Origin of the sequence: Pseudomonas sp. HMSC067G02 (genome assembly GCF_001813485.1) — a bacterium.
In the GTDB taxonomy this organism is placed as follows: domain Bacteria; phylum Pseudomonadota; class Gammaproteobacteria; order Pseudomonadales; family Pseudomonadaceae; genus Pseudomonas; species Pseudomonas aeruginosa.
The window spans coordinates 27,592-53,470 of record NZ_KV812642.1; the positions used below are offsets into that span (position 1 = coordinate 27,592).

Here is a 25,879-nt window from a genome sequence, read left to right on the forward strand (position 1 = left end):
AGCCGCGATACGGTTATCCGCTCCACTCAACGGGGCGAGGCCGCCCTCGACGGCAGGTCGGTCAATAGGCGCTGGCGCTGTCCAGGCGGTGGATCGCCTGTTCGTCGAGCTTCAGGTGGGTGGCGGCGATCAGGTCGTCGAGCTGTTCCAGGCTGGTGGCGCTGGCGATCGGCGCGGTCACCGTCGGGCGAGCGATGAGCCAGGCCAGGGCGACCTGGGTCGGGTTGGCGTTGTACTGCTCGGCCACTTCGTCGAGCGCCGCGAGGATGGCCACGCCGCGCTCGTTGAGATAACCCTTCACCTTCTCTCCCCGGGCTCGCCCGGCGGTGTCGGCCTGGTTGCGGTACTTGCCGCTGAGGAAGCCGCTGGCCAGCGAGTAGTAGCTGATCACCCCGATACCGAGTTCTTCCACCGTCGGCTCCAGGTTGGTCTCGTAGTCGGCGCGATCGTACAGGTTGTATTCGGGTTGCAGGCTCTGGTAGCTCGGCAGGTTAAGCCGGGCGCTGACCTGGCGCGCTTCGAGGAGGCGCCGGGCGTCGTAGTTGGAGGCGCCGATGACCCGTACCTTGCCTTTCTTGATCAGTTCGCCATAGGTGGAAAGGGTTTCCTCCAGGTCGGTGTGGGGATCGTCGGTGTGCGACTGGTAGAGGTCCAGGTAGTCGGTCTGCAGGCGTCGTAGCGAGCGCTCCAGGGCCTGCTCGATATAGGCGGCGGATAGGCCTTTGTGGCCATTGCCCATGTCCATCCCGACCTTGCTGGCGATCACCATGCGGTCGCGTTTGCCGGTGCGTTTCAGCCACTTGCCGATGAGGGTTTCCGACTCGCCGCCCTGGTGCCCGGGAACCCAGCGCGAATAGACGTCGGCGGTGTCGATGCAGTTCAGGCCGGCGTCGAGCAGGGCGTCCAGCAGCCTGAAGGAGGTGCTTTCGTCGGCAGTCCAGCCGAAGACGTTGCCGCCAAATACCAGTGCCGGTATCTCCAGGCCGGAGTTGCCGAGTTTGCGTGTGGTCATGCGTCATCCCTCCTGAGTGCGGTCCTGTGTGGGCGCTTTCGTTCGCACGTCTTGCTGTGACTCCCGGCGGGCGCGGAATGTTCAGCCGGCGCGCAGCGTCCTATAGACTCTGCCGGTTGCCGGGATTTTCCAATGCCGGCCCTGGTAAAGCTTCAGTAAATATCCGCAGGGAGCACACGCATGAACAGCGACACCGAGAATCCGTTCCGCCCACCGGAGGCCCGCCTGGACGAGCCTGACGCCACCCATGGCGAGCCGCTGTACAGGCTTTCCGCGATCGGTCTGGGTACCTTCATCGGCACGCCCCTGGCCGGTGCCTTCCTCGCGGCGGTGAATCTCCGTCGCCTGGGACGGGCGCAGGAAGTCGGGAAAACCTGGCTGGTCGGCCTCTGCCTGTTCGTCCTGCTGCCAGTTCTGGGCGCGATACTGCCGGAGAACATCCCCTCGATCGGCTTCACGGTGGCGCAGATATTCGGCATGGTCTACTACGCCAAATCAGCCTTCGGTCCGGCCCTGGACAGCCACAAGGCAGCGGGCGGAGCGTTCATTTCCAACTGGCGGGCGGCGGGGATCGGCCTGCTGTTCATGTTGGTGGTCCTGTCGGTAGCGATCCCGGTGGTGATGCTGGTGGTGTGAGGGGCAGCCCGCGCTTTGCCTTATCATGAGTTCTTTATCCGCGATGGCTGGCCATGACTACACAACGCTACCTGCTCGATGAACTGGAAACCGCCGACATGCTCGAGATCGACGGTCTGCACGCCTGGCGCTTCGAACTCAACGAGAACCTGCTGGACCAGGCGGACCTGGCGGCGGAAGCCGACCAGCCGTTCGCCAGCGAAGACTGGGTGCTGGCGGTGGAAAGCCTGGATGGACGCACCCGTCGCGAGTGGCGTTTTTCCTACAACGCGGTGATGGAAGCCGAGCCCCAGGCCGATGGTGAGTCCTGGCGCCTGACCACAGGGGAGGGGGCGTACCAGCTCCGTTGCCTGGGAGCGGTCAGCGCCAGCGGCGACGATGAGTGAAGCGACTCAGCTGAAAGATGCCCATGAAAAAAGGGAGCCGCCTGGCTCCCTTTTTTCCTTCCGTGCCGGTCAGGCCGCCTTGGCCTCGGCCTGGGTCACCGCGCGGTTCAGCGCGCTGAACAGGGCGCGGAAGCTGGCGGTGGTGATGTTCTCGTCGATGCCGATGCCGTGCAGCGGGCGCTGGCCCTCCAGGCGGATCTCGATATAGGCCGCGGCCTTGGCATTGGCGCCGGCGCCGATGGCGTGCTCATGGTAGTCCATGATTTCCGCCTTGACCGGCAGGGCGGCCACCAAGGCTTCCAGCGGTCCCTTGCCGATCCCGCGCCAGTGCTGCTTCTCGCCGTCGAAGGAGACTTCCAGGTCGACGGCGCTGGTGCCGTTCTCTTCCTGCAGGCGATGGCTGGCGAGGACGTAGGGCGAGGTCGCCTTGAGGTATTCGTTTTCCAGCAGCGAGTAGATCTGTTGTGCGGTCATTTCCAGGCCGAGACGGTCGGTCTCGCCTTGCACTACCTGGCTGAACTCGATCTGCATGCGCCGCGGCAGGCTGATGCCGTACTCCTGTTCGAGCAGGAAGGTGATGCCGCCCTTGCCGGACTGGCTGTTGACCCGGATCACCGCTTCGTAGTCGCGGCCGATGTCGGCTGGATCGATCGGCAGGTATGGCACTTCCCAGATCGCGTCTTCCTTCTGCTGGGCGAAGCCCTTGCGAATGGCATCCTGGTGCGAGCCGGAGAAAGCGGTATGGACCAGGTCGCCGACATATGGATGGCGCGGGTGGACCGGCAACTGGTTGCACTCTTCGACCACCTTGCGCACCGCGTCGATGTCGGAGAAGTCCAGTTGCGGATGCAGGCCCTGGGTGTACATGTTCAAGGCCAGGGTCACCAGGTCGACGTTGCCGGTGCGCTCGCCGTTGCCGAACAGGCAACCTTCGACGCGGTCGGCGCCGGCCATCAGGCCCAGCTCGGTGGCGGCCACGCCGGTGCCACGGTCGTTGTGGGTGTGCAGGCTGATGATCACGCTGTCACGCTTGTCGACGTGGCGGCCGAACCATTCGATCTGGTCGGCGTAGACGTTCGGCGTGGCGCACTCCACGGTGGCCGGCAGGTTGAGGATGATCTTGTTGTCCGGGGTCGGTTGCCAGACGTCGATCACCGCGTTGCAGACCTCCACCGAGAACTCCAGCTCGGTAGAGCTGAAGATTTCCGGCGAGTACTGGAACGACCACTGGGTATCCGGTTGCTCCGCGGCCAGCTTCTTGATCAGTTTCGCGGCGTTGGTGGCGATGTCCACGACGCCCTGCTTGTCCTGATTGAAGACGATGCGGCGGAACGACGGGGCGGTAGCGTTGTAGACGTGGACGATGGCCTTCTTCGCCCCGCGCAGGGATTCGAAGGTGCGAGTGATCAGGTCTTCGCGGGCCTGGGTCAGCACCTGGATGGTGACGTCGTCCGGGATGTGGTTGCCTTCGATCAACTCGCGGACGAAGTTGAAGTCGGTATCGGAAGCCGACGGGAAGGCCACTTCGATCTGCTTCAGGCCGACCTGCACCAGGGTCTTGAAGAACCGCATCTTCTTCGCCGCGTCCATCGGTTCGATCAGCGACTGGTTGCCGTCGCGCAGGTCGGAACTGCACCAGATCGGCACCTCGGTGATGGTCTTCGACGGCCAGGTGCGGTCGGGCAGATTGATGGCCGGGAATGGGCGGTATTTCTGCGAAGGGTCTTTCAACATGCTCATGGGGCTAATCCTTTGGAGTCGGTTCCTGGGCCGGCGGGGCCAGGCGAACGCAGTGACGAGATGAAGAGAAGCGTCGCTCAGCCACGCAGTCGCGGGCTGACCAGGCACAGGCAGGCGTGTTGGCGGAGCAGGATGAGGGTGTGTGGTGTTTTCATGCGTACCACACTAGTGAGACTGCATTTGAATGGCAAGCATTAAAGGAAAATTAGTAGAATTTCCCATTTGTGCGGCTTTTGTGGGTTTTTATTCTTTCTCGGCGATGAAAGCTTGTCCTCGATTGCGCCGCCGGCACGCTCTCCGCAATGGAAAATTCTGCGGCCCCATGCCGCAGAAGAGCCAGCCGCCCTTGTGCGATCATTTCGTTCCCCGTGCCTGGGGCGTATAACGACAGGCGCATTCTTCTTTTCGGCATGACCCGGCGCGAGCGGCCATCCGGCCCGCTACGCGGTGGTCTTCATTCAAGACGGCGGGAGTCGCAGGTGGCGACCACTCTGAAACGACAAGGCATCGGTGCATGGCTGGCTCTGTTCGCCATGCTGATGATCTTCGTCGGGCCGTTGATCTCCCAGTCGATGCCGATGGACCACCCGATGCCGATGGGCGTGGGGATGGGCCACGAAGGCATGTCCCACGAGAACATGGACCATGGCGACATGGCCCATGCCGGCTGTTCCGATGCCCAGCGCTCCGTCGTCCATGCCGGCATGCCGGGGATGGGCGGCGAGGAAGGCAATCGCCTGGCCAGCGACGTGCTCTGGGAGAAGTGCGGTTATTGCAGCCTGTTGTTCCACAGCCCGCCGCTCACCGAAGACGCCTGCCTGGCGCTGTTCTCCGTTCCCTTCGCGACGGCGCCCGCCGTCGCTTTCCTGAACGAGGCGTTCGTCGCCTCGCCGGTGTTTCCCGGCGCCCGTACCCGTGCGCCGCCGTTCCTGATCGCCTGACCTCTTTCAATCCGATAGCCGCCGCTTCCTGGGGGCACCGGCGCGTCTTCGCCGCGCCGGTGACGCGAGCCTGGCCGCGTGCCTGCTCGCCGTGGGGGCGGGGCGGAAGTCACATAGATCATGGAAAAACGTATGTCTACTCAACAACGAGCGGCCGGCAACGCCTGCCCGACCGCCGCTTTCAGCTTCGACCCTGCCCGTCTCGCACAACGCCGCCGCTGGGCGGGAGCCTTCGCCGCACTGTGCGGCCTGGCCCTGTCTCCGTCGGCGCTTCTGGCCGAGGAGCACTCCCAGCACCAGGAACACGCCGTGGAGCTGGCGCCGAGCGTGGTCACCGGAGTCGCCCAGAGTTCGCCGCTGACCATCGTCACCAATCCCAAGGAGCCGCGCCAACCGGTGCCGGCCAGCGATGGGGCCGACTACCTGAAGACCATTCCCGGCTTCGCGGTGATCCGCAACGGCGGCAGCAACGGCGACCCGGTGTTGCGCGGGATGTTCGGTTCGCGCCTGAACATCCTCACCAACGGCGGCATGATGCTCGGTGCCTGTCCGAACCGGATGGACGCGCCGACCTCCTACATCTCGCCGGAAACCTACGACAAGCTCACCGTGATCAAGGGCCCGCAGACGGTGCTCTGGGGGCCGGGCGCGTCGGCCGGGACGATCCTCTTCGAGCGTGAGCCGGAGCGCTTCGGCGAACTCGGCTCGCGGGTCAACGCCAGCCTGCTGGCCGGCTCCAATGGCCGCTTCGACAAGGTGCTGGACGCCGCCGCCGGCAACCGGCTCGGCTACCTGCGCTTCACCGGCAACCACGCGCAGTCCGACGATTACGAGGACGGCGCCGGGAATACCGTGCCGTCGCGCTGGAAGAAGTGGAACGGCGACGTCGCGGTCGGCTGGACCCCCGACGAGGACACCCTGATCGAACTCACCGCCGGCAAGGGCGACGGCGAGGCACGCTACGCCGGGCGCGGCATGGACGGCTCGCAGTTCAAGCGCGAGAGCCTGGGCCTGCGCTTCGTCAAATCGAACGTCAGCGATGTGCTGGAGAAGGTCGAGGCGCAGGTCTACTACAACTACGCCGACCACATCATGGACAACTTCCGCCTGCGCACTCCCGACCCGTCCAGCATGATGCCCATGCCGATGGCGTCCCAGGTGGACCGACGCACCCTCGGCGGTCGCCTGGCGGCCACCTGGCGCTGGGACGACTTCAAGCTGGTCACCGGGGTCGACGCCATGCGCAACGAGCACCGCGCGCGCGGCTCCAAGTACGACATGATGACCGACTACTACACCGACGCCGACCAGTTCCCCTGGAGCAAGGACGCGGTGTTCCACAACTACGGGGCCTTCGGCGAACTGACCTGGTTCGCCGCCGAGCGCGACCGGCTGATCGGCGGGTTGCGCCTGGACCGCGCCTCGGTCAAGGACTACCGGCAGACCCTGAAGTCCGGGCACATGGGCCACGCCATGGCCAACCCGACGGCCAACGACACCCGCGCCGATACCCTGCCCAGCGGCTTCGTGCGCTACGAGCACGACCTCGCCGACTCGCCGACCACCCTCTACGCCGGCCTTGGCCATGCCGAGCGCTTCCCCGACTACTGGGAGCTGTTCTCGCCCAAGCGCGGGCCGAACGGGTCGGTCAACGCCTTCGACAAGATCAAGCCGGAAAAGACCACCCAGCTCGACTTCGGCCTCCAGTACAACGGCGACAAGCTGCAGGCCTGGGCCTCCGGCTACGTCGGGGTGGTCCAGGACTTCATCCTGTTCAGCTATCGCGAGGGCATGATGGGCTCCTCGACCCAGGCGACCAACGTCGACGCGCGGATCATGGGCGGCGAGCTGGGCGCTTCCTACCAGCTCACCGGCAACTGGAAGACCGACGCCAGCCTGGCCTATGCCTGGGGCAAGAACAGCTCGGACGACCGCGCGCTGCCGCAGATCCCGCCGCTGGAAGCGCGCTTCGGCCTGACCTACGAGGAAGGCGACTGGAGTGCCGGCAGCCTGTGGCGGGTGGTCGCGCCGCAGAATCGTATCGCCAGGGACCAGGGCAACGTGGTCGGCAAGGACTTCGACAAGAGCGCCGGCTTCGGCGTCTTCTCGCTCAACGGCGCCTACCGGGTGACTCGCAACGTCAAGCTGAGCGCCGGTGTCGATAACCTGTTCGACAAGGATTACACCGAGCACCTGAACAAGGCCGGCGACGCCGGCTTCGGTTTCTCCGCCAACGAAACGGTTCCAGAGCCGGGCCGGACCTTCTGGACCAAGGTCGACTTCAGCTTCTGAACCTTCAACGAGGCCCCGTCCAGCGGGGCCCGCCTTGCCTACGTGCGCTCCGATGAGGTGATCCATGCAATCGAACGAAAAGAACGGCCGTGACTTCTATGCGCTGGCCTGGCGCTGGCATTTCTACGCCGGCCTGTTCGTCGCGCCCTTCATGATCCTGCTGGCGCTGACCGGAATCGTCTACCTGTTCAAGCCGCAACTGGATGCGCTGCTCTATCCGCAACTGCTGCGGGTCGAGGCCGGTGCGCAGATGCGCAGCGCCGACCAGTTGCTCGCCGGGGTGCGCCAGGCGCACCCGCAGGCCGCCGTCAGCCAGTACCTGCCGCCGAGCGAGGCGGGGCGCAGCGCGCAATTCGTGATTGGCGAAGAGGGCAGGCAATGGAACCTCTTCGTCGATCCCTACAGCGGACGCGAACTCGGCCGCCAGGATGCGCAACTGAATCTCCAGGCGGTGGCCCGGGCACTGCATGGCGAGCTGATGGTCGGGACCGTCGGCGACCGGCTGATCGAGCTGGCCGCCGGCTGGGGCATCGTCCTGGTGGTCTCCGGTCTCTATCTGTGGTGGCCGCGCGGGCGGGCGGCGAGCGCGCTGTTCTGGCCGCGCCTGCACCTGCGCGGACGACCGCTGTGGCGCGATTTACATGTGGTCGCCGGGTTCTGGGGCAGCCTGCTGTTGCTGTTCATGCTGCTCAGCGGGATGACCTGGACCGGCTACTGGGGCAAGCAGTTCGCCGATGTCTGGAACCGCTTCCCGGCGGCGATGTGGAACGATGTGCCGACCTCCGACATGCAGGCCGGTAGCCTCAACAGCGCGTCGCGCCAGCAGGTGCCCTGGCCGCTGGAGAACACTCCGCTGCCGCGCTCGCAGCCGCCGGCGGCCGACGCCCATGCCGAGCATCGCGGGCATTCCGCCCAGGCCGGGCACGCGATGCCGATGGACATGCCGATGCCGGCGGGCATCCCTCTGCAAAGGGTGGTGGATATCGCCCGCGAGCGCGGCGTGGCGGCGGGCTACGGGATCGCCCTGCCGAGCGGGATGGAGGGGGTCTACACGATTTCCGTGTTCCCCGACGATCCGCGCCACGACGCCACCCTGCACATCGACCAGTACAGCGGCAAGGTTCTCGCCGACGTGCGTTGGCAGGACTACAACGCGGTGGCGAGGAGCGTGCAGATGGGCGTCGTGCTGCACGAAGGCAAGCTCTTCGGCCTGGGCAACCAGTTGCTGATGCTCGCGGTCTGCCTGGCGATCCTGCTCAGCTCGGCGAGCGGCCTGTGGATCTGGTGGAAGCGCAAGCCGGCCGGACGCCTTGGCGTGCCGCCGCTGCGCCACGAGCTGCCGCGCTGGAAGACCGGCATCGCCATCATGCTGGCGCTGAGCGTGGCCTTCCCGTTGGTGGGGGCCTCGCTCCTGCTGGTCTGGGCGCTGGACTGGCTGGTGCTGTCGCGGCTGCCGGCGGTTCGCCGGGTCCTGGCTTGAGACCTGCTGCCCGGTGCTCAGTCGAGGTCGAGCTGGCGGGTCTTCCAGAGTGCCGCCAGCAACAGCACGCAGAGCAGCGCCTCGGCGCCGAGCCAGAGGAAGGTGGTTAGCGCCGGCGAGGCGTCGATCAGCACACCGTAGAGACGCGCCGCGCCGCCGCTGGCGATCACCGCCAGGGCGGCGAGCAGGCCGAGCACCAGGTAGCGGGGGCGCAGGGCGGCATAGCCGAGCAGCAGGCCGATGCCGAAGCTGGTGCCGCCGTAGCTGGCGCGCAGGTCGGTGAGGGCGGCGGGGGTGAGCGGTTCGCCGCTGGTGAGCAGGGAGGCGAGCGGGCCGGGGAAGAAGACGAAGCCCAGGCCGAGGACCACGAACAGTGCCGAGCACAGCCAGAGCAGGCGAAGCGGGTGAGTCATGCGGTGTCTCCCTTGGTCATGAAAGGGGCGCATCGACGCGCCCCCTGTTCCTTCTGACCTCAGCCGGCGCCGCGTTGCTCACTTCTCAGGGCTGGAAGGCACCGATGAAGATCGCCGGGTCGACTCGCGCGTCGTTCAGGCTGACGTTCCAGTGCATGTGCGGTCCGGTGGCCCTGCCGGTGGCGCCGACCTTGCCGAGTACGCCGCCGCGCGGCACCTGCTGGCCGAGCTTCACGTCGATCTTCGACAGGTGGCAGAACATGCTGATGAAGCCCTGGCCATGGTCGACGAACACCGTCTTGCCATTGAAGAAGTAGTCGCCGATGAGGATCACCTTGCCGGCCGCCGGCGCCTTGATCGGCGTACCGGCCGGTACCGCGAAGTCTAGACCGGAATGCGGGTTGCGCTCTTCGCCGTTGAAGAAGCGGCGCAGGCCGAAGGGGCTGGAGAGCGGACCGTCGACCGGCTTGTCGAGCATCAGGTTGCTGGGCAGGCCGGGACTGAAGCGGCGGTAGGCGGCGGTCTGCTCGGCGAGTTCGCGCTCGATGCGCTTGAGGTCTTCCGGCAGCGGATTGACCTGGCGCTTGTTCTTCAGGGTGATGCGCTGCTCGCGGTAGTGCTTGCTGCCGACGCTGAAGCGTTCCTCGTGGTTGCCGGTCGCCGCTCGCACTTCCAGCTTCTGCGGGCCGGGCTTGGTGCTCAGCGGGATGCCGACCACGGCGATCCAGCGGCGGCCTTCCTCGCGCACCACCAGCACCGGCTTGCCCTGGTAGAAGGCCCGCGGCGGCGGGCCTTCCTCGCCGAGGTCGACCACCGCCACCCCGCCGGGCACCGGCTTGTTCAGCAGGCGCATGATGAAGCTGTCGGCCTGGGCGGGCAGGGCGCAGAAAGCGGCGAGCAACAGCGTGGAAACGAAGGCTAGGGTGCGGGGCATCGGCTTCTCGACTCGTCGGGCGTCAAAGCCGTCTATGCTGGCGGAAGAGCGCGGCGGGGGAAAGCCCGCAAGGGTTGCAAACGTTTTCACCTGCGGCACTCTGTCGCGCCCGGCGTTTTTACTTTTGCCCCGCGCTCAGGCATAAAGGGCCCATTCTCCGGAGAACCGACGATGCCCCTGTCACGGCGCCCCGTGGCCTGGCTGGCCAGCCTGGCCGTGCTGATGAACCTGTTCGTGGTGCCGCTTTCGCAGGCGCTGACGACGCAGGAGCGCGCCTCGTTGCTGCTCGGCGGCTTCTGCAGCACCTCGTCCGATTCGCTGCTGCGCCTGAAGCTGAGCGCCGCGCTCAAGGACATCGATCTTCCCGACGACCACGAAAGCCTGGCCCCGCACCTCTGCTGCTGCGCCGGCGCCGCCGGCACGCCCGGACTGGTCGCCTCCTGGCCGGCATTGCCGCTGGCGCCGCTGGCCAGCCCGGCCCGTAACGCTTTCTCCGCCACCGACCTGCCTCCCCTGCGTTATTGGCGCCTCGCCAATCCGCGCGCCTCTCCTGTCGCCTGACTCCTCCCCCGCGCCTTCGACAACCTGGACCTTCGGGTCGGGGCAGGTCGCGGCGCAATACCCTAGCTTCCCCCATGGAATCGCCGGTCCGACGGAAAAAGACCGGTCATACGCTACTGGAGAGTCACCATGCGCACATCCTTCTTCGCTGCCGCGGCCCTGCTGGCCGTTTCCGCTTTCGCCCAGGCCCACGAGTACAGCGCCGGCCAACTGCACATCGAGCATCCCTGGGCGCTGGCCCTGCCGCCGACCTCGCCGAACGGCGCGGCCTACTTCGTGGTGCAGAACCACGGCAAGGAAAACGACACCCTGCTTGGCGCTGACACGCCGCGCGCGGCTTCCGCCGAGGTGCACGAGCATGTGCACAAGAACGGCATGATGAGCATGCAGAAAGTCGACAGCGTCGACGTCGCACCAGGCAAGGACCTGCGCTTCGCTCCCGGCGGCTACCACCTGATGCTGATGGGCCTGAAGCAGCCACTGGTGGCCGGCGAGCGCTTCCCGCTGACGCTGCATTTCCGCAAGGCCGGCGACGTGCCGGTGGAAATCGTCGTCGAGTCCAAGGCGCCGGCCGAACAGGGCGGGCACGAGCAGCACGGCCACTGAGCGCCGTGTCGAGCAGGGGCGCCCGGCGCCCCGCCTTTGCGTGCGAGGTTCAGAGCATGAACAGCAACAGATATCCCTTGCCGGCGCAGACCGGCCTGGTGGTGGCTCCCAGCCTGCCGCCGAAGAACTCCACCCTGCGTCCGGACCAGCTCAACAAGCGCCTGAGCAGCGCCTGGCACCATCTCTACGACCTTTGCCCGGAACTGCTGAAGATCGATCCGCCGGATGGCCTGACCATCCTCCGCGGTTTCCTGCAATGGGCGGCCGAGCAGAAGGCCGCCTGGAACTGGGCGATGCACCTGCGCCTGTACTGCTGGCTGTTGCAGTCGCCGTTCGGCGCCAAGGTGACCGACGAGCATCTGGAGGTGCTGATGGACGCCTCCGCCGCGCGTTGGACGGTGGACGACACCAGCGCCAACCGCGGCATCCTCCTGGCCAGCCAGGGCGGTGCGCACATCACCCAGGACTGGAAGGCGCCGCAGGCCGGCGCCGGCACGCGCGTGCCGCTGGAGCGCCTGGACCTGCCGGCGCCGAACTGGACATTCGCCTATTGCGCGGTGCCTGACCCGCGGCTGCGCGAGTTTCCGGGCTGGAAGCCGTTACCGGCGCGCGGCTCGCTGGTCGGTTGAGCGCTCGCCGCCCCGCGTACGGGGCGGCGCCGTTTCAGCGGTTGGCCAGGGCCCGCTGGTTGGAGTCGTAGATGTTGTCGCGTTCCGGAACGTGCCGGCCGGCGAGGCTTTCCAGCCATTCCTCGGTGCTGAGCACGGCGGCGAAGGAGGACTGCAGGACGATGCCGAAGATCCGGTGGATCTCTTCCGCGCTGGCCTGGCCGGCGCGGTTGCGGTAGGGCACCGAGCCGCTGGCGTCGTGCAGGTATTCCACTTGCCAGCCTTCGTGGATCGCCTGGCGGATGGTCGAGTCGTCGCAGTGCTGGGTCATGTAGCCGACCACGGCGAGGGTGTCGATGTCGCGTTCGCGCAGCCAGTCGGCCAGCCCGGTGCCGACGAAGGAACTGGCCAGTTGCTTTTCCACCTTGTGCTGGTAGGGCCGCGAGGCGACCACCTCGTGCAGCTCGGCCTGCCGGCTGCCGCGCGCGAACAACGGCGAGTCCGCCGGTGCCAGGTGCTGCACCACGACGATCGGGATGCCCGCCGCGTAGGCGGCATCCATGGCGGCGCCGATACGTTCCAGCGACGATTGGATGGCGGGAAATTCGATACGCAGGTTGCCGCTGACGTATTCGTTCTGTACGTCGATGACCAGCAAGGCGCGTTTGGGTTGACGTGTGGACATGGCGTTTCCTCCTGAGTGGGTGAGGCGGATTCTGGTCCCGGTGCGGCGTAGCGAGTGAGTGGCCTGAGAGACAACTTTCGCTAGAATCGGGCCAACCCGCTCATACCCACCGAGGTGCGCATGTCCCGCCAGTCCGTGGCCGTGGTGGCCTTCGACCGCATCAGTCCGTTCCACCTGTCGGTGCCCTGCCTGGTGTTCGGCCAGGAGTGCTACGACCCTTGCGCGCAGGCCTTCGACCTGCGTGTCTGCGCCGCCGAGCCGGGCCGGCTGCGAACCACGGTGGGGTTCACCATCGAGGCCGAGGCCGGGCTGGAAGCGCTGGCCGAGGCGCAGACCGTGATCGTGCCGAGTTGGCGCGATCCACACGAGCGTCCGCCACAAGCGCTGCTGGATGCGTTGATCGCGGCCCGTGCACGCGGTGCGCAACTGGTGGGCTTGTGCCTGGGGGCCTTCGTGCTGGCCGAGGCCGGGTTGCTCGACGGTCGCCGCGCCACCACCCACTGGATGTGGGCGGAGGATTTCGCTGGGCGCTTCCCTGCGGTGCGGGTGGAGCCCGACGTGCTGTACATCGAGGACGACGGCCTGCTGACCTCGGCAGGCACCGTCGCCGGCATCGACTGCTGTCTGCACCTGGTCCGCCAGCGGCTCGGTGCGCAGACTACCAATCACCTGGCCCGGCGCCTGGTGGTGGCGCCGCATCGGCAGGGCGGCCAGGCCCAGTTCATCGAGCAGCCGCTGCCGGACAGCGCCCAGGACGGCCGTCTCGGCGAGCTGCTGGTGTGGCTGCGGCAGAACCTCGACCAGGCGCACAGCCTGGACAGCCTGGCACAGCGGGTGCTGATGAGCCGGCGGACCTTCACCCGGCATTTCCGCCAGCTCACCGGCACCACCGTCAGCCAGTGGCTGCAGGCCGAACGCCTGGCCCTGGCCCAGCGCCTGCTGGAAACCACCGAGCATTCGGTGCAGGCGATCGCCGGGCTGGCCGGCTTCGGTTCGGCGGTGTCGTTGCGCCAGCAGTTCTCCGCCGCGTTCGGCCTGCCGCCGCTGGGCTACCGGCGCGCCTTCGCCTCCTAGTCCGCCGGAGGGCGCTTCTGCAACTGCTGGCGCCAGAGCGCGTCCATCGCCTGCAACTGCACCGGGCCGAACAGCGCCTGCGTCGCGCCGGTGTGCCAGGCCCAGAGCTGGTCGCCGAAATCGTAGTGCCACCATTCGCTGGGCAGGTTGCTGAAACCGGCGTCGAGCATCGCGTGATAGAGCAGGCGACGATGATCGCGGACGCGTCGCTGGCGCGCGTCGGGCTCCGCCAGGCGTTCGAAGTAGGCGGTGTAGGAGGCCGGCACGGCTTCGTCGAAGGCGCTGCCCATGTCCAGCCAGCGGCCCTGGGCGTCGCACAGGGTGACGTCCACCGCGCCGCCGGTGAGATGCGGGCTGGGCGCCTCGCGGCTGCTGCTCGGCGGCGAGACGAACTGGCGGGTGAGCCGTTCCAGCTCGGCTTCGCCGGCCCGTGGGTAGTGCGCGGCCAGGGCGCTGGACAGGCTGTCGTAGAGATACTGCTGCACGGCGAACGGCCGCCAGGCGTCCAGCACCACCAGGCGCACGCCGCCGGGGAGGGCGGCGGCGACCCGCAGGAGACGCTCGAAGACCTCGCCGCGAGCGTGGCACTCCGGGATCGCGTGAGGAATGCCGAGTTTGTGGTAGGCCGGCCAGACGCTGAAGTCACGGCTCAGCCCGAGCGCCTCCAGCGGCGTGCCGGCATCGACGATGGGGATGCCGGCCACGGCGTGCCAGTCGGGCTCCGGGAGAACGGGGATGGCTTGGGTGAAGTCGGTCATGGTGTCAATTGAGCAGGCGTGGCAGCCACAGGGTCAGGGACGGGAACAGGATCAGCAGCGAGAGTACCCCCAGGGCCAGCAGGATGAACGGCCAGATACCCTTGAACATTTCCAGGATATCGAGGCGGCTGATGGTCGCCACGATGAACAGGCAGGCGCCCATTGGCGGGGTGATCAGGGCGATGGTGATGTTCAGGGTGAAGATCAGCCCCAGGTGCACCGGATCCACGCCGGCGGCCAGCGCCACCGGAGCGACTATCGGCGTCAGCAGCATCAGTACCGAGACTTCCTCCATGAGCATGCCGCAGACGAAGATCACCGCACTGATGATGAACAGCATCAGGGTCGGCGAGTGGCCGAACGGTTCCAGCAACTGGGCGAACTCGCTGGCGACCTGGGCGTAGTTGAGCAACCAGTTGACCACCGAGGCGGCGGCGATGATCACGTAGATGCTGGCGGTCAGGCGTACCGTCTCGCGTAGCGAGTTCCACAGCCCGACCAGGCTCAGTTGGCGCTGGAGCAGGCCGACCAGCGCCACGTAGAGGGCGATCAGGGCGCCCGACTCGGTGGGCGTGACCAGTCCCAGGACGATTCCGGCGACGATGATCACCGGCGCGATCAGCGCGGTCAGGGCGCCGGACAGCGCCGCCAGGATCTCGCCCCAGGCCGGTGCCGCATGGCGCGCCTGCAGCCCGTTGCGGTAGGCGTACACCGCGTTCAGCAGCATGAAGGCGGCGGCCAGCAGCAGGCCGGGAATCACCCCGGCGAGGAACAGCTCGCCCACCGAGGTGTTGGTCAGCGAGGAGTAGAGGATCATGAAGATGCTCGGCGGGATGATCGGACCGATCAGCGAGCTGCCCGCGGTCAGCCCGGCGGCGAAGCGCCGCGAGTAGCCTTCCTTTTCCATGGCCGGCACCAGCAGGGTGCTGAGTGCCGAAGCGTCGGCCGCGGCGGACCCGTTGACCCCGGCGAAGAACACCCCGGCGACCACGTTGACGTGGCCGAGGCCGCCGCGGAAGTGGCCGACCAGGGCGTTGGCCAGGCGCATCAGGCGCGGGGTCATGCCGGAATGGTTCATCAGGTTGCCGGCCAGCACGAACAGCGGGATCGCCATCAGCGAGAAGATGTCCATGCCGCCGAAGAAGCGCTGCGGCAGGGTGTTGGCGAACAGCGCCGGGTCGACGAAGAGGAACCCCACCAGCGCGGTGAGCAGCAGGCAGAGGAACAGCGGCAGGCCGAGCAGGAGGTTGACCACGAAGGCCGCGATCATGGCGATGGCCATCATGCCTGCGACCCTCCCTCGACGGTGGTGCTGGCCGGCTGCCGCGGCCAGGGGCCCTGGAGCAACAGCATGAGGGGCAGCAGGCCGAAGCCGAGCGGCAGGCTGAGCAACGGCCAGGTGCGGCTGACGCCCAGGCCGAGGCTGCGGAAGCGCCCGGCGTTCAGCGCGTAGCGGGTGCTGACCCAGGCGGCGAAGGCGAAGAAGGCCAGCGCCAGCAGCCACTGGTAGAGCCTGAGGACCTGCGCCAGGCGCGGCGGCAGGCGTTGTTCCAGCAGGTTGACGCGCATGTGCCCGCCTTCCATCCATACCGCGCCGAGCGCCAGCATTACTGCGCCGATGATGAGGTAGCGGGCCAGTTCGTCCATCCAGATCGGCGAGCTGCCGAGCAGGTAGCGGGCGAACACGCCGTAGATGAGCAGGACCAGGTCGAGCAGCAACAGCAGCGTGGCGAGGTTCAGCAACGCGGCGCGCATGCCCTTGAGCAATGACGGCATGGGAGGTACTCCGGAAAGTCGGACAGGCGCGCCCGGCCGACGGCAGCGGCCGTCGGGGGGCAACGCGCGAAGGTCAGGGGGCGGTGGCGAGACCGGCGTCGCGGAAGGCCATCTCGGTCCAGCGCGGCTCGATGTCCTGGGTCTTCAGCCAGGCCAGGTAGGACGGCTGGCCTTTCTCGCGGAAGGCGGCGAGGTCATCGGCGGACGGCTGGATGATCTGCATGCCCTTTTCCTTGAGGAACGCCAGGTCGCGCTCCTGCTGGGCGGCGACCGCCTCGCGGTTCAGCCGGGTGGCTTCGGCGGCGGCGTCGAGCAGGGCCTGGCGCGCCTTCGCCGGGAGGCTGGCGAGCAGATCGCCGTTGGCCACCAGGAACTGGTCGGAGTACTGGATGTTGGCCAGGGTCAGGTACTTCTGCACCTGGTAGAGGCTGCCGAGGATGATGTAGGAGGTCGGGTTCATCTGGCCGTCGGCGACGCCGGTGCGCAGGCCCATGTACAACTCGGTCCAGGGGATCGGCGTGCCGGAGGCGCCGAAGGCTTCGTAGAGCGCCACCTGGCTGGGATCCATGGCGCGGAAGCGCAGGCCCTGGAAGTCCGCCGGGCCGTGGATCGGCTTCTTGCCGTTGGTGAAGTTGAGGAAGCCGCCTTCCTCGACCACCGCCAGCAGCTCGGTGCCGGTGCGCTCGCGGAAGGCCTCGCGGGCGGCCTGCCAGTAGCTGCCGCTGTCGAAGAAGGCGTGGGCCGCGGCGGCGTCCTTGAACATGAAGGGCGTGGCGCTGACGTAGATCTCCGGGAACAGCGGGGCGATCCCGGCGAACGAGGCGATGTTCAGGCCGGGGCCGGTCATCACCTGTTCCATGCGCTGCTCCTCTTCGCCGAGCATGCTGTTGGGGTAGAGCTTGAACTGCAGTTCGCCGCCGCTCTTTTCCTCGGCCAGGCGCTTGAGGTTGCTGGCGAACAGGTGCACCAGGTTCTTCTCGCTGTCGGCGGCGCCGTTATAGCTCAGGTTGAGGGTGGTGGCGGCCTGGGCGAGGCTGCCGCCCAGGCCCAGGGCGGCGGCCAGCAGTCCGGCGGCGAAGCGGCGGGCGAGGCCGCGGCGCGGATTCGTGTGCATGTTGTTTTCCTTATGGCAGTCCGAACGGTCGAGGGATCGGCGGCACTTCTTGTCGGGGCGCGGGGCCGGGTGCTCGCACGAAAGCGAAGCAACGCTAGCCGTTGTCTCGTTGACTATTCAAGACCGGACGTGATGCGAAAAAGACAACGCCTCAGCGCTGCGAGAGCCCGGGCGCGTCGCCACTGAAGAAGCGCATGCCACGGCGCAGGTGTTCCAGGCAGGCGATCGCCGCCACGGTCAGCTCGCGGCCCTTGTGGCTGACGATCCGCGCGCGGGCGTCGCGCAGCGCCGGGTGGGCCAGCGGCAGGCAACGGATATGCCCGGCCTCGATCTCGTGGCTGACCGTCAACTCCGGCATGAAGGCCACGCCGATGCCGGACTTGACGAAATTGGTCAGCACCGCCACCGAGTTGGTGCGCAGCTTCGGCCTTAGCTCGATGCGCTCCAGTTGGGCGGCGATCACCGCCAGTTGGCCCATGCCGGTGCTGTTGTGGATCAACGCCAGCGACTCGTCGCGCAGCGCGCGCATCGGCACCGCGCCGCGGTGTCCGGCGAGGGCATGGTTGGCGGGGATGATCAGGTCGAGGGGCTGGCGGGTGTCGACGTGCACGTCCAGTTCGCCGTCCTCGACCGGGGCGTAGACCAGGGCCAGGTCGACGGCGTCTTCCTTGACCAGCGCCACGCCTTCGTTGGCCCCGGCCATGCGGACCTCCAGCTCGATGCCGGGGTAGCGCAGGATGAAACTCTGCAATGGCTGGGAGATCAGGTCGGCGATGAAGCCCTCTCCGACCGCCAGGCGCACCTTGCCCTGGCGCAGCCCCTGCAGGGCCGACAGACGCGACAGCACGCCCTCTTCGTTGGCCCGTTGCTGGCGGTAGTGCGCCACCAGCAGCTCGCCGGCCTCGGTAGGCGCCACGCCTTGCGGGGTGCGTTGCAGGAGGCGCACGCCGAGATGTTCCTCCAGGCTGGCGAGCTGCCGGCTGATGGCCGAGGGGTCGATGTTCAGGTGCTGGGCGGCGCGGCGAAGAGAACCGTGGTGGATCACCTCGTTGAGGTAGGCCAGGGCGCGCTGGCTGAGGCGGATCATCGCGGCTCAGTCCAGCAGCGACAGGGTCACCGGCGTCCGGTGGTTGTCCTCGACCCGCACCTCCAGTTCGCCTTCCGCCAGGCGCGCCTTCAGGCGCTGTCCCGGCTGGGTCTGGCCGGCATCGCGGATCGCCCGGCCACGCTCGTCGAGGAGGATGCTGTAGCCGCGGCCCAGGGTCGCCAGCGGGCTGACCACGTTGAGCGTCTGCGCCAGTCCTTCGAGGCGCTGACGACGATCCTTCAGTACCTCGCGGGCGGCGCGCGGCAGGCGCGCGGCGAGGCTGTCGAGCTTCTGCCGGAGCAGCGCCAGGGTGCGGCCCGGATGCTGTGCGGCGAGACGCGTCTCCAGGCGGACCAGGCGTTCGTGGCGGACCGCCAGCTGGCGCTCGAAGGCACGGCGCAGGCGCATGTCCAGGTCGTCCAGGCGCTGCGCCTGCTGGCGCAGGCGTTCGCCGGGATGGCGCAGGCGGCGGGCGACGCCTTCCAGGCGCAGGCGTTCGCGCAGCAACTGGTCGCGCATGCGCAGCACCAGGCGCCGGCGCAGGCCGTCGAGACGCTGCTGCAGGTCGCCGGCGTTGGGCGCCAGCAGTTCGGCGGCGGCCGAAGGCGTCGGGGCGCGCACGTCGGCGACGAAGTCGCTGATCGATACGTCGGTCTCGTGGCCGACCGCGCTGACGATCGGCGTGGCGCAGGCCGCCACGGCGCGCGCCACCGCTTCTTCGTTGAAGCACCAGAGGTCTTCCAGGGAACCGCCGCCCCGGGCCAGGATCAGCGCGTCGAAGCCTTGCCGGTCGGCCAGTTGCAGCGCGCGGACGATCTGCGCGACGGCCTCGCGGCCCTGCACTGCGGTGGGCACCAGGGTCAGCTCGACCTGCGGTGCGCGGCGGCGAAACACGCTGATGATGTCGCGGATCACCGCCCCGCTGGGCGAACTGACGATACCGATGCGGCGCGGATGGGCGGGCAGCGGACGCTTGCGTTCGCTGGCGAACAGGCCTTCGCCGGCGAGTTTTTCCTTCAATGCCTCGAAGGCCAGGCGCAGGGCGCCGTCGCCGGCCGGCTCGACGGTATCGGCGATCAACTGGTAGTCGCCGCGTCCCTCGAACAGCGAGATCTTCCCGCGCACCTTTACCGCCAGCCCGTCGCGCAAGGCCTGGCGTACGCGCAGGGCGTTCTGCCGGAACAGCGCGCAGCGGATCTGCGCGTTGCTGTCCTTGAGGGTGAAGTAGACATGGCCGGAGGCCGGCCGGGCGAGGTTGGACAGCTCGCCCTCGACCCAGACCTGCGGGAACACGTCTTCCAGCAGCAGGCGGGCGCGCTGGTTCAGTTGGCTGACGGTCAGCACCTCGCGATCGAGGCCGAGCCGTTGGAAGGGATCGTTACGCATGGGCGGCATGATAAGGCGGCGCACCGGGATGTGCGATCAATCCTTGGCTTCGTTCGGCAGATTCTCCAGGAAATATTCGACGAAGCCTTCCACCAGGGGGCTATCGTCGCGTCGCCAGGCCAGCGCCACCTCGCTGTATGCCTCGGCCTCGGCCAGAGACATGAAGCGCACGGCGGGCGGTGCGATGGCGCGCATCGAGGCGGGCACCAGGGCGACGCCGAAGCCGGCCTCGATCAGTTGCAACTGGCTGGTCTTGCGCGACAGCGCGCGCGCCGGGCGTGGGTAGAAACCGGCGCCGAGGCAGAGTTCGGCGGCGCGATAGCTGAGGCCGCCGCGTTGCAGGTGGGGAATGGAGACGAAGGTTTCTCCGGCCAGGGCGGCCAGGGCCACGGGGGCTTCACGGCGGGCCAGCGGATGGTCGGCGGCGAGAGCCAGGAGCAACGGCTCGCGGTACAGGGCGCGCAGGTGCAGCCGGGGATGCTGGCGCAGCACCGGCAGGCGCAGCAGGCCAAGGTCCAGGCGTCCTTCGGCGAGATCGGCGAGTTGCTGCTCGGAGGATTGCTGGGTCAGTTCCAGGCGGACGCCGCTCTGCGCCGCGAGGTAGCCGCGCAGCGCCGCTTGCAGGCCGTCCACCAGCGGCACCGAGCTGGAGTGCCCCAGGCGCAGCAGGCCATGGCCGCCTTCGCCGACCTCGCGAGCCAGGCGCCGGGCGGCCTCCAGGTCGCCGAGCAGGCGCTGCGCGCGTGGCAGGAAGGCGCGACCGGCCGGCGTCAGCTCGACCTGGCGCGGACCGCGGCGGAGCAGTGGGGTGCCGATGCTGTCCTCCAGTTCGCGCACCTGCCGGCTGAGCGCCGACTGGGCGACGAACAGGCGTTCGGCGGCACGGCTGAAGCCGCCGGACTCGACGATTTCGACGAAGTAATGGAGTTGCCGCAAAGAGATCATCGGAAGATTCCCCATGCCTTTTCGAGATGGCTACAGGGCTCGGATTGTATTGGCTGGCGCGCCGTTGCGCTCGCTAGAGTGCGCAGGTCGTCGTTCCGGGAGTCGCCATGTCCTCGCTCGATCCGTCAGTCCTGTTCGCCGCCCTGCCGTTCAGCCTATGGCAATGGCTGCTGGTCGAACTGGCCATCGTCCTCGCCTATGTGGTGTTCGGCATCGCCGGCTTCGGCACCGCGCTGGTCGCCGGCCCGCTGCTGGCCGGGGTGCTGCCGCTGTCGCAGATCATTCCGCTGCTGGTCCTGCTGGATTTCAGCGCGTCGTTCGGCAACTGGCTGCCGGCGCGGCGGCAGATCGCCGTCACTGAACTCAAGCGTCTGCTGCCCTGCATGCTGCTGGGCTGTGCGCTCGGGGCGTACGGACTTCTGGCGCTACGCGCGGAGCTGCTGATGCTGGCCCTCGGCGTGTTCGTCAGTCTCTATGCGCTCTACGCGCTGTTCCTCCAGCCACGCGGCCAGCCGCGCTGGCGGGCGACCTGGGCGTTGCCCTTCGGTGTCTTCGGCGGGCTGTTCGGCGCGTTGTTCGGCAGCGGCGGCTTCCTCTATGCGCTGTACCTGAACGGACGCCTGGCGAGCAAGGAGCAGATGCGCGCTACCCAGAGCGCGTTGATCGGCTGTAGCACCTTCGTCCGCCTGGGGCTGTTCCTGCTCGCCGGGCTGTATGCCGCGCGCGAGCCCTGGCTGCTCGCCGCCTGCCTGCTGCCGGGCATGGCGCTGGGCCTGTGGATCGGCCGTCGGGTGACCCTGCGTCTGTCGCGTGAAGCCTTCGTCCGCCTGGTCACCTGGCTGGTGCTGTGCAGCGGCCTGGCGCTGGTCGGGCGCTACCTGGCCGCCTGAAGTGGTTGCGCCGGGCACAGGCCGAATTGTGCGGCCAGTTCTTCGAGGCGCTGGCGCTGGAAGTCGCGGAACGCCGCGTTGGGCTGCTGCAACTCGATGAAGTCGCGCAGCGGGTCGCGCACCGCGCTGCGCACGCCGCTGAGTTCTTCGATCACCGCCAGCCCGCAGAACGGCACGTAGGCTTCCGAGTAGCCGCCTTCGTGGACCACCACCAGGCGTCCGTCGGCATGCCGCTCGGCCGCGTCGCGGACCATCGCGGTCATCGCCCGGAAGCTGTCGCTGTGCAGTTGCATGCGTGCCAGCGGGTCCACCGCGTTGGCGTCGAAACCACTGGCGACCACGATCAATTGCGGGCGGAAGCGCTCCAGCGCTGGCAACACGATGCGTTGCATGGCCTGCATGTAGGCGTCGTGACCGCCGCCGGGAAGCAGCGGCACGTTGAGGTTGAAGCCACGACCGCGATCCTCGCCGATGTCTTCGGCGCCGCTGTAGCCAGGCGGGAAGCAGCCGTCCTGATGCAGGGAAATGCTCAACACGTCGTCGCGCCGGTAGTAGATCGCCTGGGTGCCGTTACCGTGGTGCACGTCCCAGTCCAGCACCGCGACCCGCTCGACGCCGTGGCGCGCCTTGGCCGCCTCGATGGCCACGGCGATGTTGGCGAAGAAACAGAAGCCCATCGCCTGGTCCGGCAGGCAGTGATGACCTGGCGGCCGCGACAGCGAGTAGGCGTTGTCCGCCTCGCCGGCGAGCACCGCGTCCAGCGCGGCGATGGTCAGGCCGGCGGAGAGCCGGGCGATCTCGTAGCTGCCCGGGCCGATCGGCGCGTCCTGGCCGAGGCTGCCGCCGCCGGCGTCGCTCAACGCCTTGAAGCGTTCCAGATAGTGCGCCGGATGCACGCGCAGCAGGTCCTCGTCGCTCGCCGGCGGTGCGCTGCGCAGTTGCAGGCGGGCGGTCAGGCCGGACACGTCGAGCAGGCTTTTCAGCCGGCGCTTGGTTTCCGGTGATTCGGCGTGTCCGGCGGCGGCAGGCGGTTGCACCCAGCCGCCGACCGGCAGGGTCAGCGCGTGCGGGCCGGCGGCGTGCCAGAGGCAGAGTTCGTCGAAGAAGAAAGCGGTACGTCGGGTCATGGCGGGTATCCGTGGTTCGGGAAAGGGTTTCAGCGTGGCCGGCAGGCCAGGGCCAGCAGCAGCGAGAGGCCGGCCAGGCCGGCGGCGATCGGCAGCAGCGGGAGGAAACCGCCGCTGCCTTCGATGAGTCGTCCGGCCAGCGCCGGGCCGATGGCCAGCCCGCCGCCGATGACCAGGTTGGAGGCGTTCATCAGGCGGCCGGAGCGGTCCAGGTCGGCGAGGCAGGCGAGGATGAACGGCAGGGCGAAGGTCCAGGTGAACTTGAACAGCAGCGCGGCCAGGGCGAAGCGCGCCAGCGGCGGCTGGCCGATCAGCAGGAGGATCGCCGCGGCCATCGCCAGGTAGCCGCCGAGCAGCATCAGGTCGCGCGGCAGGCGGTTGCCGATGAAGGAGGCGCAGGCCGCCCCGGCGATGCCCATCAGGGTGGCGACGGCGAGTACCTCGCCGCTGGCGCCGGCACCGATCCCTGCGCCTTCGGCGATGGCGCCGATGAAGGTCCAGACACCGCTGAGGCTGATATAGAAGGTGAGCACGGCGAGGATGCCCAGTGCGACCCGCAGTCGCGAGTGAACCGCGCCGGTACTGGCGCGGGCTTCCGCTGGCGGGCTGCCACTGGGGAAGGCCCGCGACAACGGCAGGGCGAGGCCCATCAGGCCGGCCAGCAACAGGTAGCAGGCGGCCAGGCCGAAGCGTTCGAACAGCGCCGGCAGCAGCGCCAGGCCGACGGCGCCGACCACCAGTTGGCCCATCACCCAGAGCCCGTAGACCCGGCTCGGGGTGGCGGTGCTGGCAGCGCTGGACAGGCAGAGGATCATCAGCGAGCCGCCGGCGAGGGCGCTGCAGAAACGCAGGGCGAGCAGCAGCGGGTAGCTGCCGGCCAACGCCGAGGCCAGGTTGGCGGCGATGAACAGCAGGCCGGCGAGCAGCGCCGCGTGGCGCCAATCGACGCGTTTCAGCCAATGGAAGGCCGGCAGCGTCGCCAGGCTCATGGCGCCCAGCTCCACCGAGAACAGGTCGCCGACCCGCGCCGGGCTCAGTTGCCACTGGGCCGCCAGTTGCGCGGCGACGGCGGGGGCGGTCATCAGGATGGTCGGGGTGATCGCGGCGAACACCACGATGGCCGCGAGCAGCGCGAGGTTGCCGGACGCCGGAGAGGCGCTGGCGAGAGTCTTGTCGGAAGCGCTCATGGCTGCGCCTCCTCAGAACACATGGACCAGGCGCAACAGGGCCTGGCTGCCATGGAAAGCATTGTCGGTGGCGACGTTGCGCGAGAGACCGAACATCAGGCTGTTGCGCCGGTCCAGCCAGTGGCCTAGCTCGAAGCCGAGTTGGGTGTAGCGCTGGTGGGTGTCGTCGAGGGTATGGCCCTGCAGCTTCAGTTCGCCGCCATCGGCGTGCACCAGCTTGAGGGCGCCGTAGGTGCTCTGGCTGAAGTCGTAGGAGGCGAAGGCCTGCAGGCGATAGAGCGGTTTCTGTTCCAGGTCGCTGCCGAAGTAGTCGTCGTTCTTCGCGTAGAATTGCGCTTCCAGGTTGGCTTCCAGCACCCAGTCGCGGCCGATGCCCTGGGTGTAGTTGTAGACGAAGGTGGCGCCCCAGCGGTTGGCGCCGGGCGAGACATCGGGGTTCTTCGCGTGGTACTCGCCCAGCGGCAGGGTGATCAGGGTCAGCAGGCCGCTGTAGCGGCGCCGTTCCGGGTCGTTGATGAAGAACAGGGTGCCGCCGACCTGGGGATCGCCGAAACCGGTCTCGCCGGTATGCCCGGCGCTGCCGGGCAGGCGCGCATCGATGTCGACGAAGGGAATGATGAACTGCGGCGTGCAGAGAGTGCCGCAGATGTCGCTGAAGAACACCTGGCGGTAGGCCACCGCGTTGGTCTTGAGTTCGGCCTTGCCGTTGCGATCGGCCGGCCCGTGGAACTCATGGGCGCGGGTCGCCGGCAGGTAGAGCACGCCGAGCGTGGTGCCCGCCGGGGCGCCGAAGAAGTCGCGGGCGTTGAGGTCGGCGGCGCCGGCCTCGGCGCCCAGCAGGAGCTGGATGCCGAGCAGCGCGAGGGCGCTGGCGGTCGGTACGGCCATCGAGGCGGTGCGGTGGGTCATGTGACGGTCTCCCCGGTCGTTGTGTGCCCGGCGTTCGTCGCGCCGGTGGTGGTTGCGCCTTTTCGCAGGCGAAAGGGCGCCCATGCCGCCCTTGGCGGGGCGGTCGAAGCGGTGATGGCAGGGGTGGAGGGCTGTCAGCCAGGCGGGAACTGGTGCAGCAGGTGGGCGATGCTCGCCTTGTCGTTGACGCCGAGCTTGGAATAGATGGTGCGTATGTGATGGCGCACGGTGTTCGGCGCCAGGCCGAGGTCGCGGGCGATCTGCTTGTAGGTCTTGCCTTCGCTGAACAGCAGGGCGACGTCGCCTTCGCGATTGCTCAACTGTTCGATCGCGCTCGGTTGTCGCGCGGTGAGCAGGTAGAGGTCGCCGACCTGCCGCGAGTCGATCACCAGGCGCGCATCGCGATAGCCCTGCGGGCTGGTTTCCTCCGGCAACTGCGGACCGGTCCAGCCCGGCCAGGCGCCGAGCAGCAGGTCGACGAAGCCGCGTTCGGCACAATGCAGCACGCCGTAGCGGTCGCATACCGCCATGGCCAGAGCCTGGCGTTCGAGGGATTCGCGCAGGGCCACCAGGGTACGGATCTGGTTGGCCGAGACGGCCGCGGCCAGGTGCGCCGAGAGTTGCCCGAGGAGCAGCTTCTCCTGGTCCGCGAAGGGCGGGCCGCCAGGCGTGCGATAGAGGGCGACATGGTCGCTGAGGCGGGTGATCGGATCGACGTGGATCACGCAGAGCAACTCACCGATGTCGTGACGTGCGCCAAGCCAGCGCAGCCCGGCGGTGGCCTGCATGTCGACGGCCACGGCGGTGCCCGGGCGGGCGTGTACCAGTCCGACGGTGATGTCGTCGTGACTGATCGATTTCCAGTCCTCGACATAGTGCTCTTCGAGGTTGAACAGGTGTGCGCTGTGCTCCACCGGCACGCCGTCGATCAGCGCCGCGCGGCCCCACCAGGCACGCTGGAACGGCACCAGTTGCTGCAGACGTTCCAGCGCGGTGCGATGGAAACGCTCCAGGGTCTTGTCGCGCGCCAGCCGGTTGATGTCCAGCACGGCGGCGCCGAACGCCGCGAGCAAGGCTGCGGATGACGAATGCGGGTCAGTGCTCCCTTTCATTCTCTCCCCCGTCCCACTTTTATAGTTCTTGGAATCGGCGTCCCGCCGCCTGGGCGGTCGCTGGGTGACGTACGCAGTATCCGGCCATCCGCCGCCGCGCTGCCATCCTGCAAATGCGGGATAGGACAGGCGGAACGGGGCCTGGCGGGCGCCTTGCAAGATATTTGCCCATTCGCCGTTTTCGGCGATCAACTGCGTTGAGCGGAAGCGCGTGGCTGGG

At 68.0% G+C, this 25,879-nt stretch carries 26 protein-coding genes; 10 read left to right on the top strand and 16 right to left on the bottom strand.

From position 1 onward, the window contains the following. Positions 1-61: 61 nt before the first annotated feature. The gene (locus HMPREF2914_RS08070) at positions 62-1,012 is read right to left on the bottom strand and encodes an aldo/keto reductase (RefSeq protein ID WP_003107361.1); all 951 of its coding nucleotides are present in this window, start codon (positions 1,010-1,012) and stop codon (positions 62-64) included. Between the two features lie 180 nt (positions 1,013-1,192). Here HMPREF2914_RS08070 and HMPREF2914_RS08075 point away from each other — a divergent pair, with 180 nt between their 5' ends. Then, complete coding sequence (locus HMPREF2914_RS08075; RefSeq protein WP_003107363.1) at positions 1,193-1,648, top strand: hypothetical protein; 456 nt, start codon at positions 1,193-1,195, stop codon at positions 1,646-1,648. Between the two features lie 53 nt (positions 1,649-1,701). Next, positions 1,702-2,034 carry a DUF5629 family protein gene (locus HMPREF2914_RS08080; RefSeq protein ID WP_015502428.1) on the top strand — a complete coding sequence of 111 codons (333 nt, stop codon included), beginning with the start codon at positions 1,702-1,704 and terminating at the stop codon, positions 2,032-2,034. 69 nt (positions 2,035-2,103) lie between these two features. On the opposite strand, the gene leuA is transcribed toward HMPREF2914_RS08080, so the two are convergent. Beyond that, positions 2,104-3,774: a 2-isopropylmalate synthase gene (gene leuA / locus HMPREF2914_RS08085; protein ID WP_003092766.1), complete on the bottom strand. Its 1,671-nt coding sequence runs from the start codon at positions 3,772-3,774 to the stop codon at positions 2,104-2,106. A 479-nt stretch (positions 3,775-4,253) separates the two neighbouring features. On the opposite strand from leuA, the gene HMPREF2914_RS08090 reads away from it, so the two are divergent. The 3 genes from HMPREF2914_RS08090 to HMPREF2914_RS08100 all read left to right on the top strand — a co-directional run bounded on the left by HMPREF2914_RS08090 (position 4,254) and on the right by HMPREF2914_RS08100 (position 8,487). Further along, a complete protein-coding gene (locus HMPREF2914_RS08090; protein WP_003092760.1) occupies positions 4,254-4,715 on the top strand; it encodes a DUF2946 domain-containing protein in 462 nt (153 codons plus the stop codon). A gap of 120 nt (positions 4,716-4,835) precedes the next feature. Continuing rightward, positions 4,836-7,007, top strand: coding sequence for a TonB-dependent copper receptor (locus HMPREF2914_RS08095; RefSeq protein WP_073668201.1), 2,172 nt, complete (start codon positions 4,836-4,838; stop codon positions 7,005-7,007). Positions 7,008-7,071: 64 nt separating this feature from the next. Continuing rightward, complete coding sequence (locus HMPREF2914_RS08100) at positions 7,072-8,487, top strand: PepSY-associated TM helix domain-containing protein (protein ID WP_003129795.1); 1,416 nt, start codon at positions 7,072-7,074, stop codon at positions 8,485-8,487. A 17-nt stretch (positions 8,488-8,504) separates the two neighbouring features. Here HMPREF2914_RS08100 and HMPREF2914_RS08105 read toward each other — a convergent pair whose 3' ends face one another. Both HMPREF2914_RS08105 and HMPREF2914_RS08110 read right to left on the bottom strand, forming a co-directional pair. Next, positions 8,505-8,900: a DUF4345 domain-containing protein gene (locus HMPREF2914_RS08105; protein WP_003092748.1), complete on the bottom strand. Its 396-nt coding sequence runs from the start codon at positions 8,898-8,900 to the stop codon at positions 8,505-8,507. A gap of 85 nt (positions 8,901-8,985) precedes the next feature. Further along, positions 8,986-9,834, bottom strand: coding sequence for a M23 family metallopeptidase (locus HMPREF2914_RS08110; RefSeq protein ID WP_003092745.1), 849 nt, complete (start codon positions 9,832-9,834; stop codon positions 8,986-8,988). 171 nt (positions 9,835-10,005) lie between these two features. Between HMPREF2914_RS08110 and HMPREF2914_RS08115 the strand changes: the two genes are divergently transcribed. From HMPREF2914_RS08115 to HMPREF2914_RS08125, 3 genes are all read left to right on the top strand, one after another. After that, the gene (locus HMPREF2914_RS08115; RefSeq protein ID WP_015502430.1) at positions 10,006-10,395 is read left to right on the top strand and encodes a DUF2946 family protein; all 390 of its coding nucleotides are present in this window, start codon (positions 10,006-10,008) and stop codon (positions 10,393-10,395) included. Between the two features lie 129 nt (positions 10,396-10,524). Beyond that, on the top strand, positions 10,525-11,001 hold the full coding sequence (locus tag HMPREF2914_RS08120; RefSeq protein WP_003109794.1) for a copper chaperone PCu(A)C: 477 nt from the start codon (positions 10,525-10,527) through the stop codon (positions 10,999-11,001). Between the two features lie 56 nt (positions 11,002-11,057). Continuing rightward, a complete protein-coding gene (locus HMPREF2914_RS08125) occupies positions 11,058-11,630 on the top strand; it encodes a putative natural product biosynthesis protein (RefSeq protein ID WP_003122107.1) in 573 nt (190 codons plus the stop codon). 34 nt (positions 11,631-11,664) lie between these two features. Here the strand turns inward: HMPREF2914_RS08125 and HMPREF2914_RS08130 are convergent, their stop codons facing one another. Beyond that, complete coding sequence (locus HMPREF2914_RS08130) at positions 11,665-12,294, bottom strand: cysteine hydrolase family protein (RefSeq protein WP_003119300.1); 630 nt, start codon at positions 12,292-12,294, stop codon at positions 11,665-11,667. Positions 12,295-12,414: 120 nt separating this feature from the next. On the opposite strand from HMPREF2914_RS08130, the gene HMPREF2914_RS08135 reads away from it, so the two are divergent. Next, positions 12,415-13,368, top strand: coding sequence for a GlxA family transcriptional regulator (locus HMPREF2914_RS08135; RefSeq protein WP_003137870.1), 954 nt, complete (start codon positions 12,415-12,417; stop codon positions 13,366-13,368). On the opposite strand, the gene HMPREF2914_RS08140 is transcribed toward HMPREF2914_RS08135, so the two are convergent. From HMPREF2914_RS08140 to HMPREF2914_RS08170, 7 genes are all read right to left on the bottom strand, one after another. Beyond that, positions 13,365-14,126: a M15 family metallopeptidase gene (locus HMPREF2914_RS08140; RefSeq protein ID WP_016254291.1), complete on the bottom strand. Its 762-nt coding sequence runs from the start codon at positions 14,124-14,126 to the stop codon at positions 13,365-13,367. The genes HMPREF2914_RS08135 and HMPREF2914_RS08140 overlap by 4 nt on opposite strands. A 4-nt stretch (positions 14,127-14,130) precedes the next feature. Continuing rightward, positions 14,131-15,411, bottom strand: coding sequence for a TRAP transporter large permease (locus HMPREF2914_RS08145; RefSeq protein WP_003092733.1), 1,281 nt, complete (start codon positions 15,409-15,411; stop codon positions 14,131-14,133). After that, positions 15,408-15,902 (bottom strand): TRAP transporter small permease, encoded by a 495-nt coding sequence (locus HMPREF2914_RS08150; RefSeq protein ID WP_023980153.1) that lies wholly within the window; start codon positions 15,900-15,902, stop codon positions 15,408-15,410. Before HMPREF2914_RS08150 ends, HMPREF2914_RS08145 begins: the two co-directional genes overlap by 4 nt. A gap of 73 nt (positions 15,903-15,975) precedes the next feature. Next, positions 15,976-17,016 carry a TRAP transporter substrate-binding protein gene (gene dctP / locus HMPREF2914_RS08155; RefSeq protein WP_003159409.1) on the bottom strand — a complete coding sequence of 347 codons (1,041 nt, stop codon included), beginning with the start codon at positions 17,014-17,016 and terminating at the stop codon, positions 15,976-15,978. A gap of 151 nt (positions 17,017-17,167) precedes the next feature. Then, complete coding sequence (locus HMPREF2914_RS08160) at positions 17,168-18,103, bottom strand: LysR family transcriptional regulator (RefSeq protein WP_023092543.1); 936 nt, start codon at positions 18,101-18,103, stop codon at positions 17,168-17,170. 6 nt (positions 18,104-18,109) lie between these two features. Next, positions 18,110-19,489 carry an exodeoxyribonuclease VII large subunit gene (gene xseA / locus HMPREF2914_RS08165; protein WP_003113813.1) on the bottom strand — a complete coding sequence of 460 codons (1,380 nt, stop codon included), beginning with the start codon at positions 19,487-19,489 and terminating at the stop codon, positions 18,110-18,112. Between the two features lie 36 nt (positions 19,490-19,525). Beyond that, a complete protein-coding gene (locus HMPREF2914_RS08170) occupies positions 19,526-20,434 on the bottom strand; it encodes a LysR family transcriptional regulator (protein ID WP_023092544.1) in 909 nt (302 codons plus the stop codon). Positions 20,435-20,541: 107 nt separating this feature from the next. On the opposite strand from HMPREF2914_RS08170, the gene HMPREF2914_RS08175 reads away from it, so the two are divergent. Next, a complete protein-coding gene (locus tag HMPREF2914_RS08175; RefSeq protein WP_003129803.1) occupies positions 20,542-21,324 on the top strand; it encodes a sulfite exporter TauE/SafE family protein in 783 nt (260 codons plus the stop codon). On the opposite strand, the gene HMPREF2914_RS08180 is transcribed toward HMPREF2914_RS08175, so the two are convergent. The 4 genes from HMPREF2914_RS08180 to HMPREF2914_RS08195 all read right to left on the bottom strand — a co-directional run bounded on the left by HMPREF2914_RS08180 (position 21,309) and on the right by HMPREF2914_RS08195 (position 25,659). Continuing rightward, the gene (locus HMPREF2914_RS08180; RefSeq protein WP_023092545.1) at positions 21,309-22,451 is read right to left on the bottom strand and encodes a class II histone deacetylase; all 1,143 of its coding nucleotides are present in this window, start codon (positions 22,449-22,451) and stop codon (positions 21,309-21,311) included. The two genes, HMPREF2914_RS08175 and HMPREF2914_RS08180, sit on opposite strands and share 16 nt — an antisense overlap. A 29-nt stretch (positions 22,452-22,480) precedes the next feature. Further along, entirely contained in the window at positions 22,481-23,638 is a 1,158-nt protein-coding gene (locus tag HMPREF2914_RS08185; RefSeq protein WP_023092546.1) for an MFS transporter, read from the bottom strand. Between the two features lie 12 nt (positions 23,639-23,650). Beyond that, complete coding sequence (locus HMPREF2914_RS08190; RefSeq protein ID WP_009313478.1) at positions 23,651-24,547, bottom strand: transporter; 897 nt, start codon at positions 24,545-24,547, stop codon at positions 23,651-23,653. 134 nt (positions 24,548-24,681) lie between these two features. Then, positions 24,682-25,659 (bottom strand): helix-turn-helix transcriptional regulator, encoded by a 978-nt coding sequence (locus HMPREF2914_RS08195; protein ID WP_003119304.1) that lies wholly within the window; start codon positions 25,657-25,659, stop codon positions 24,682-24,684. Positions 25,660-25,879: the final 220 nt, after the last annotated feature.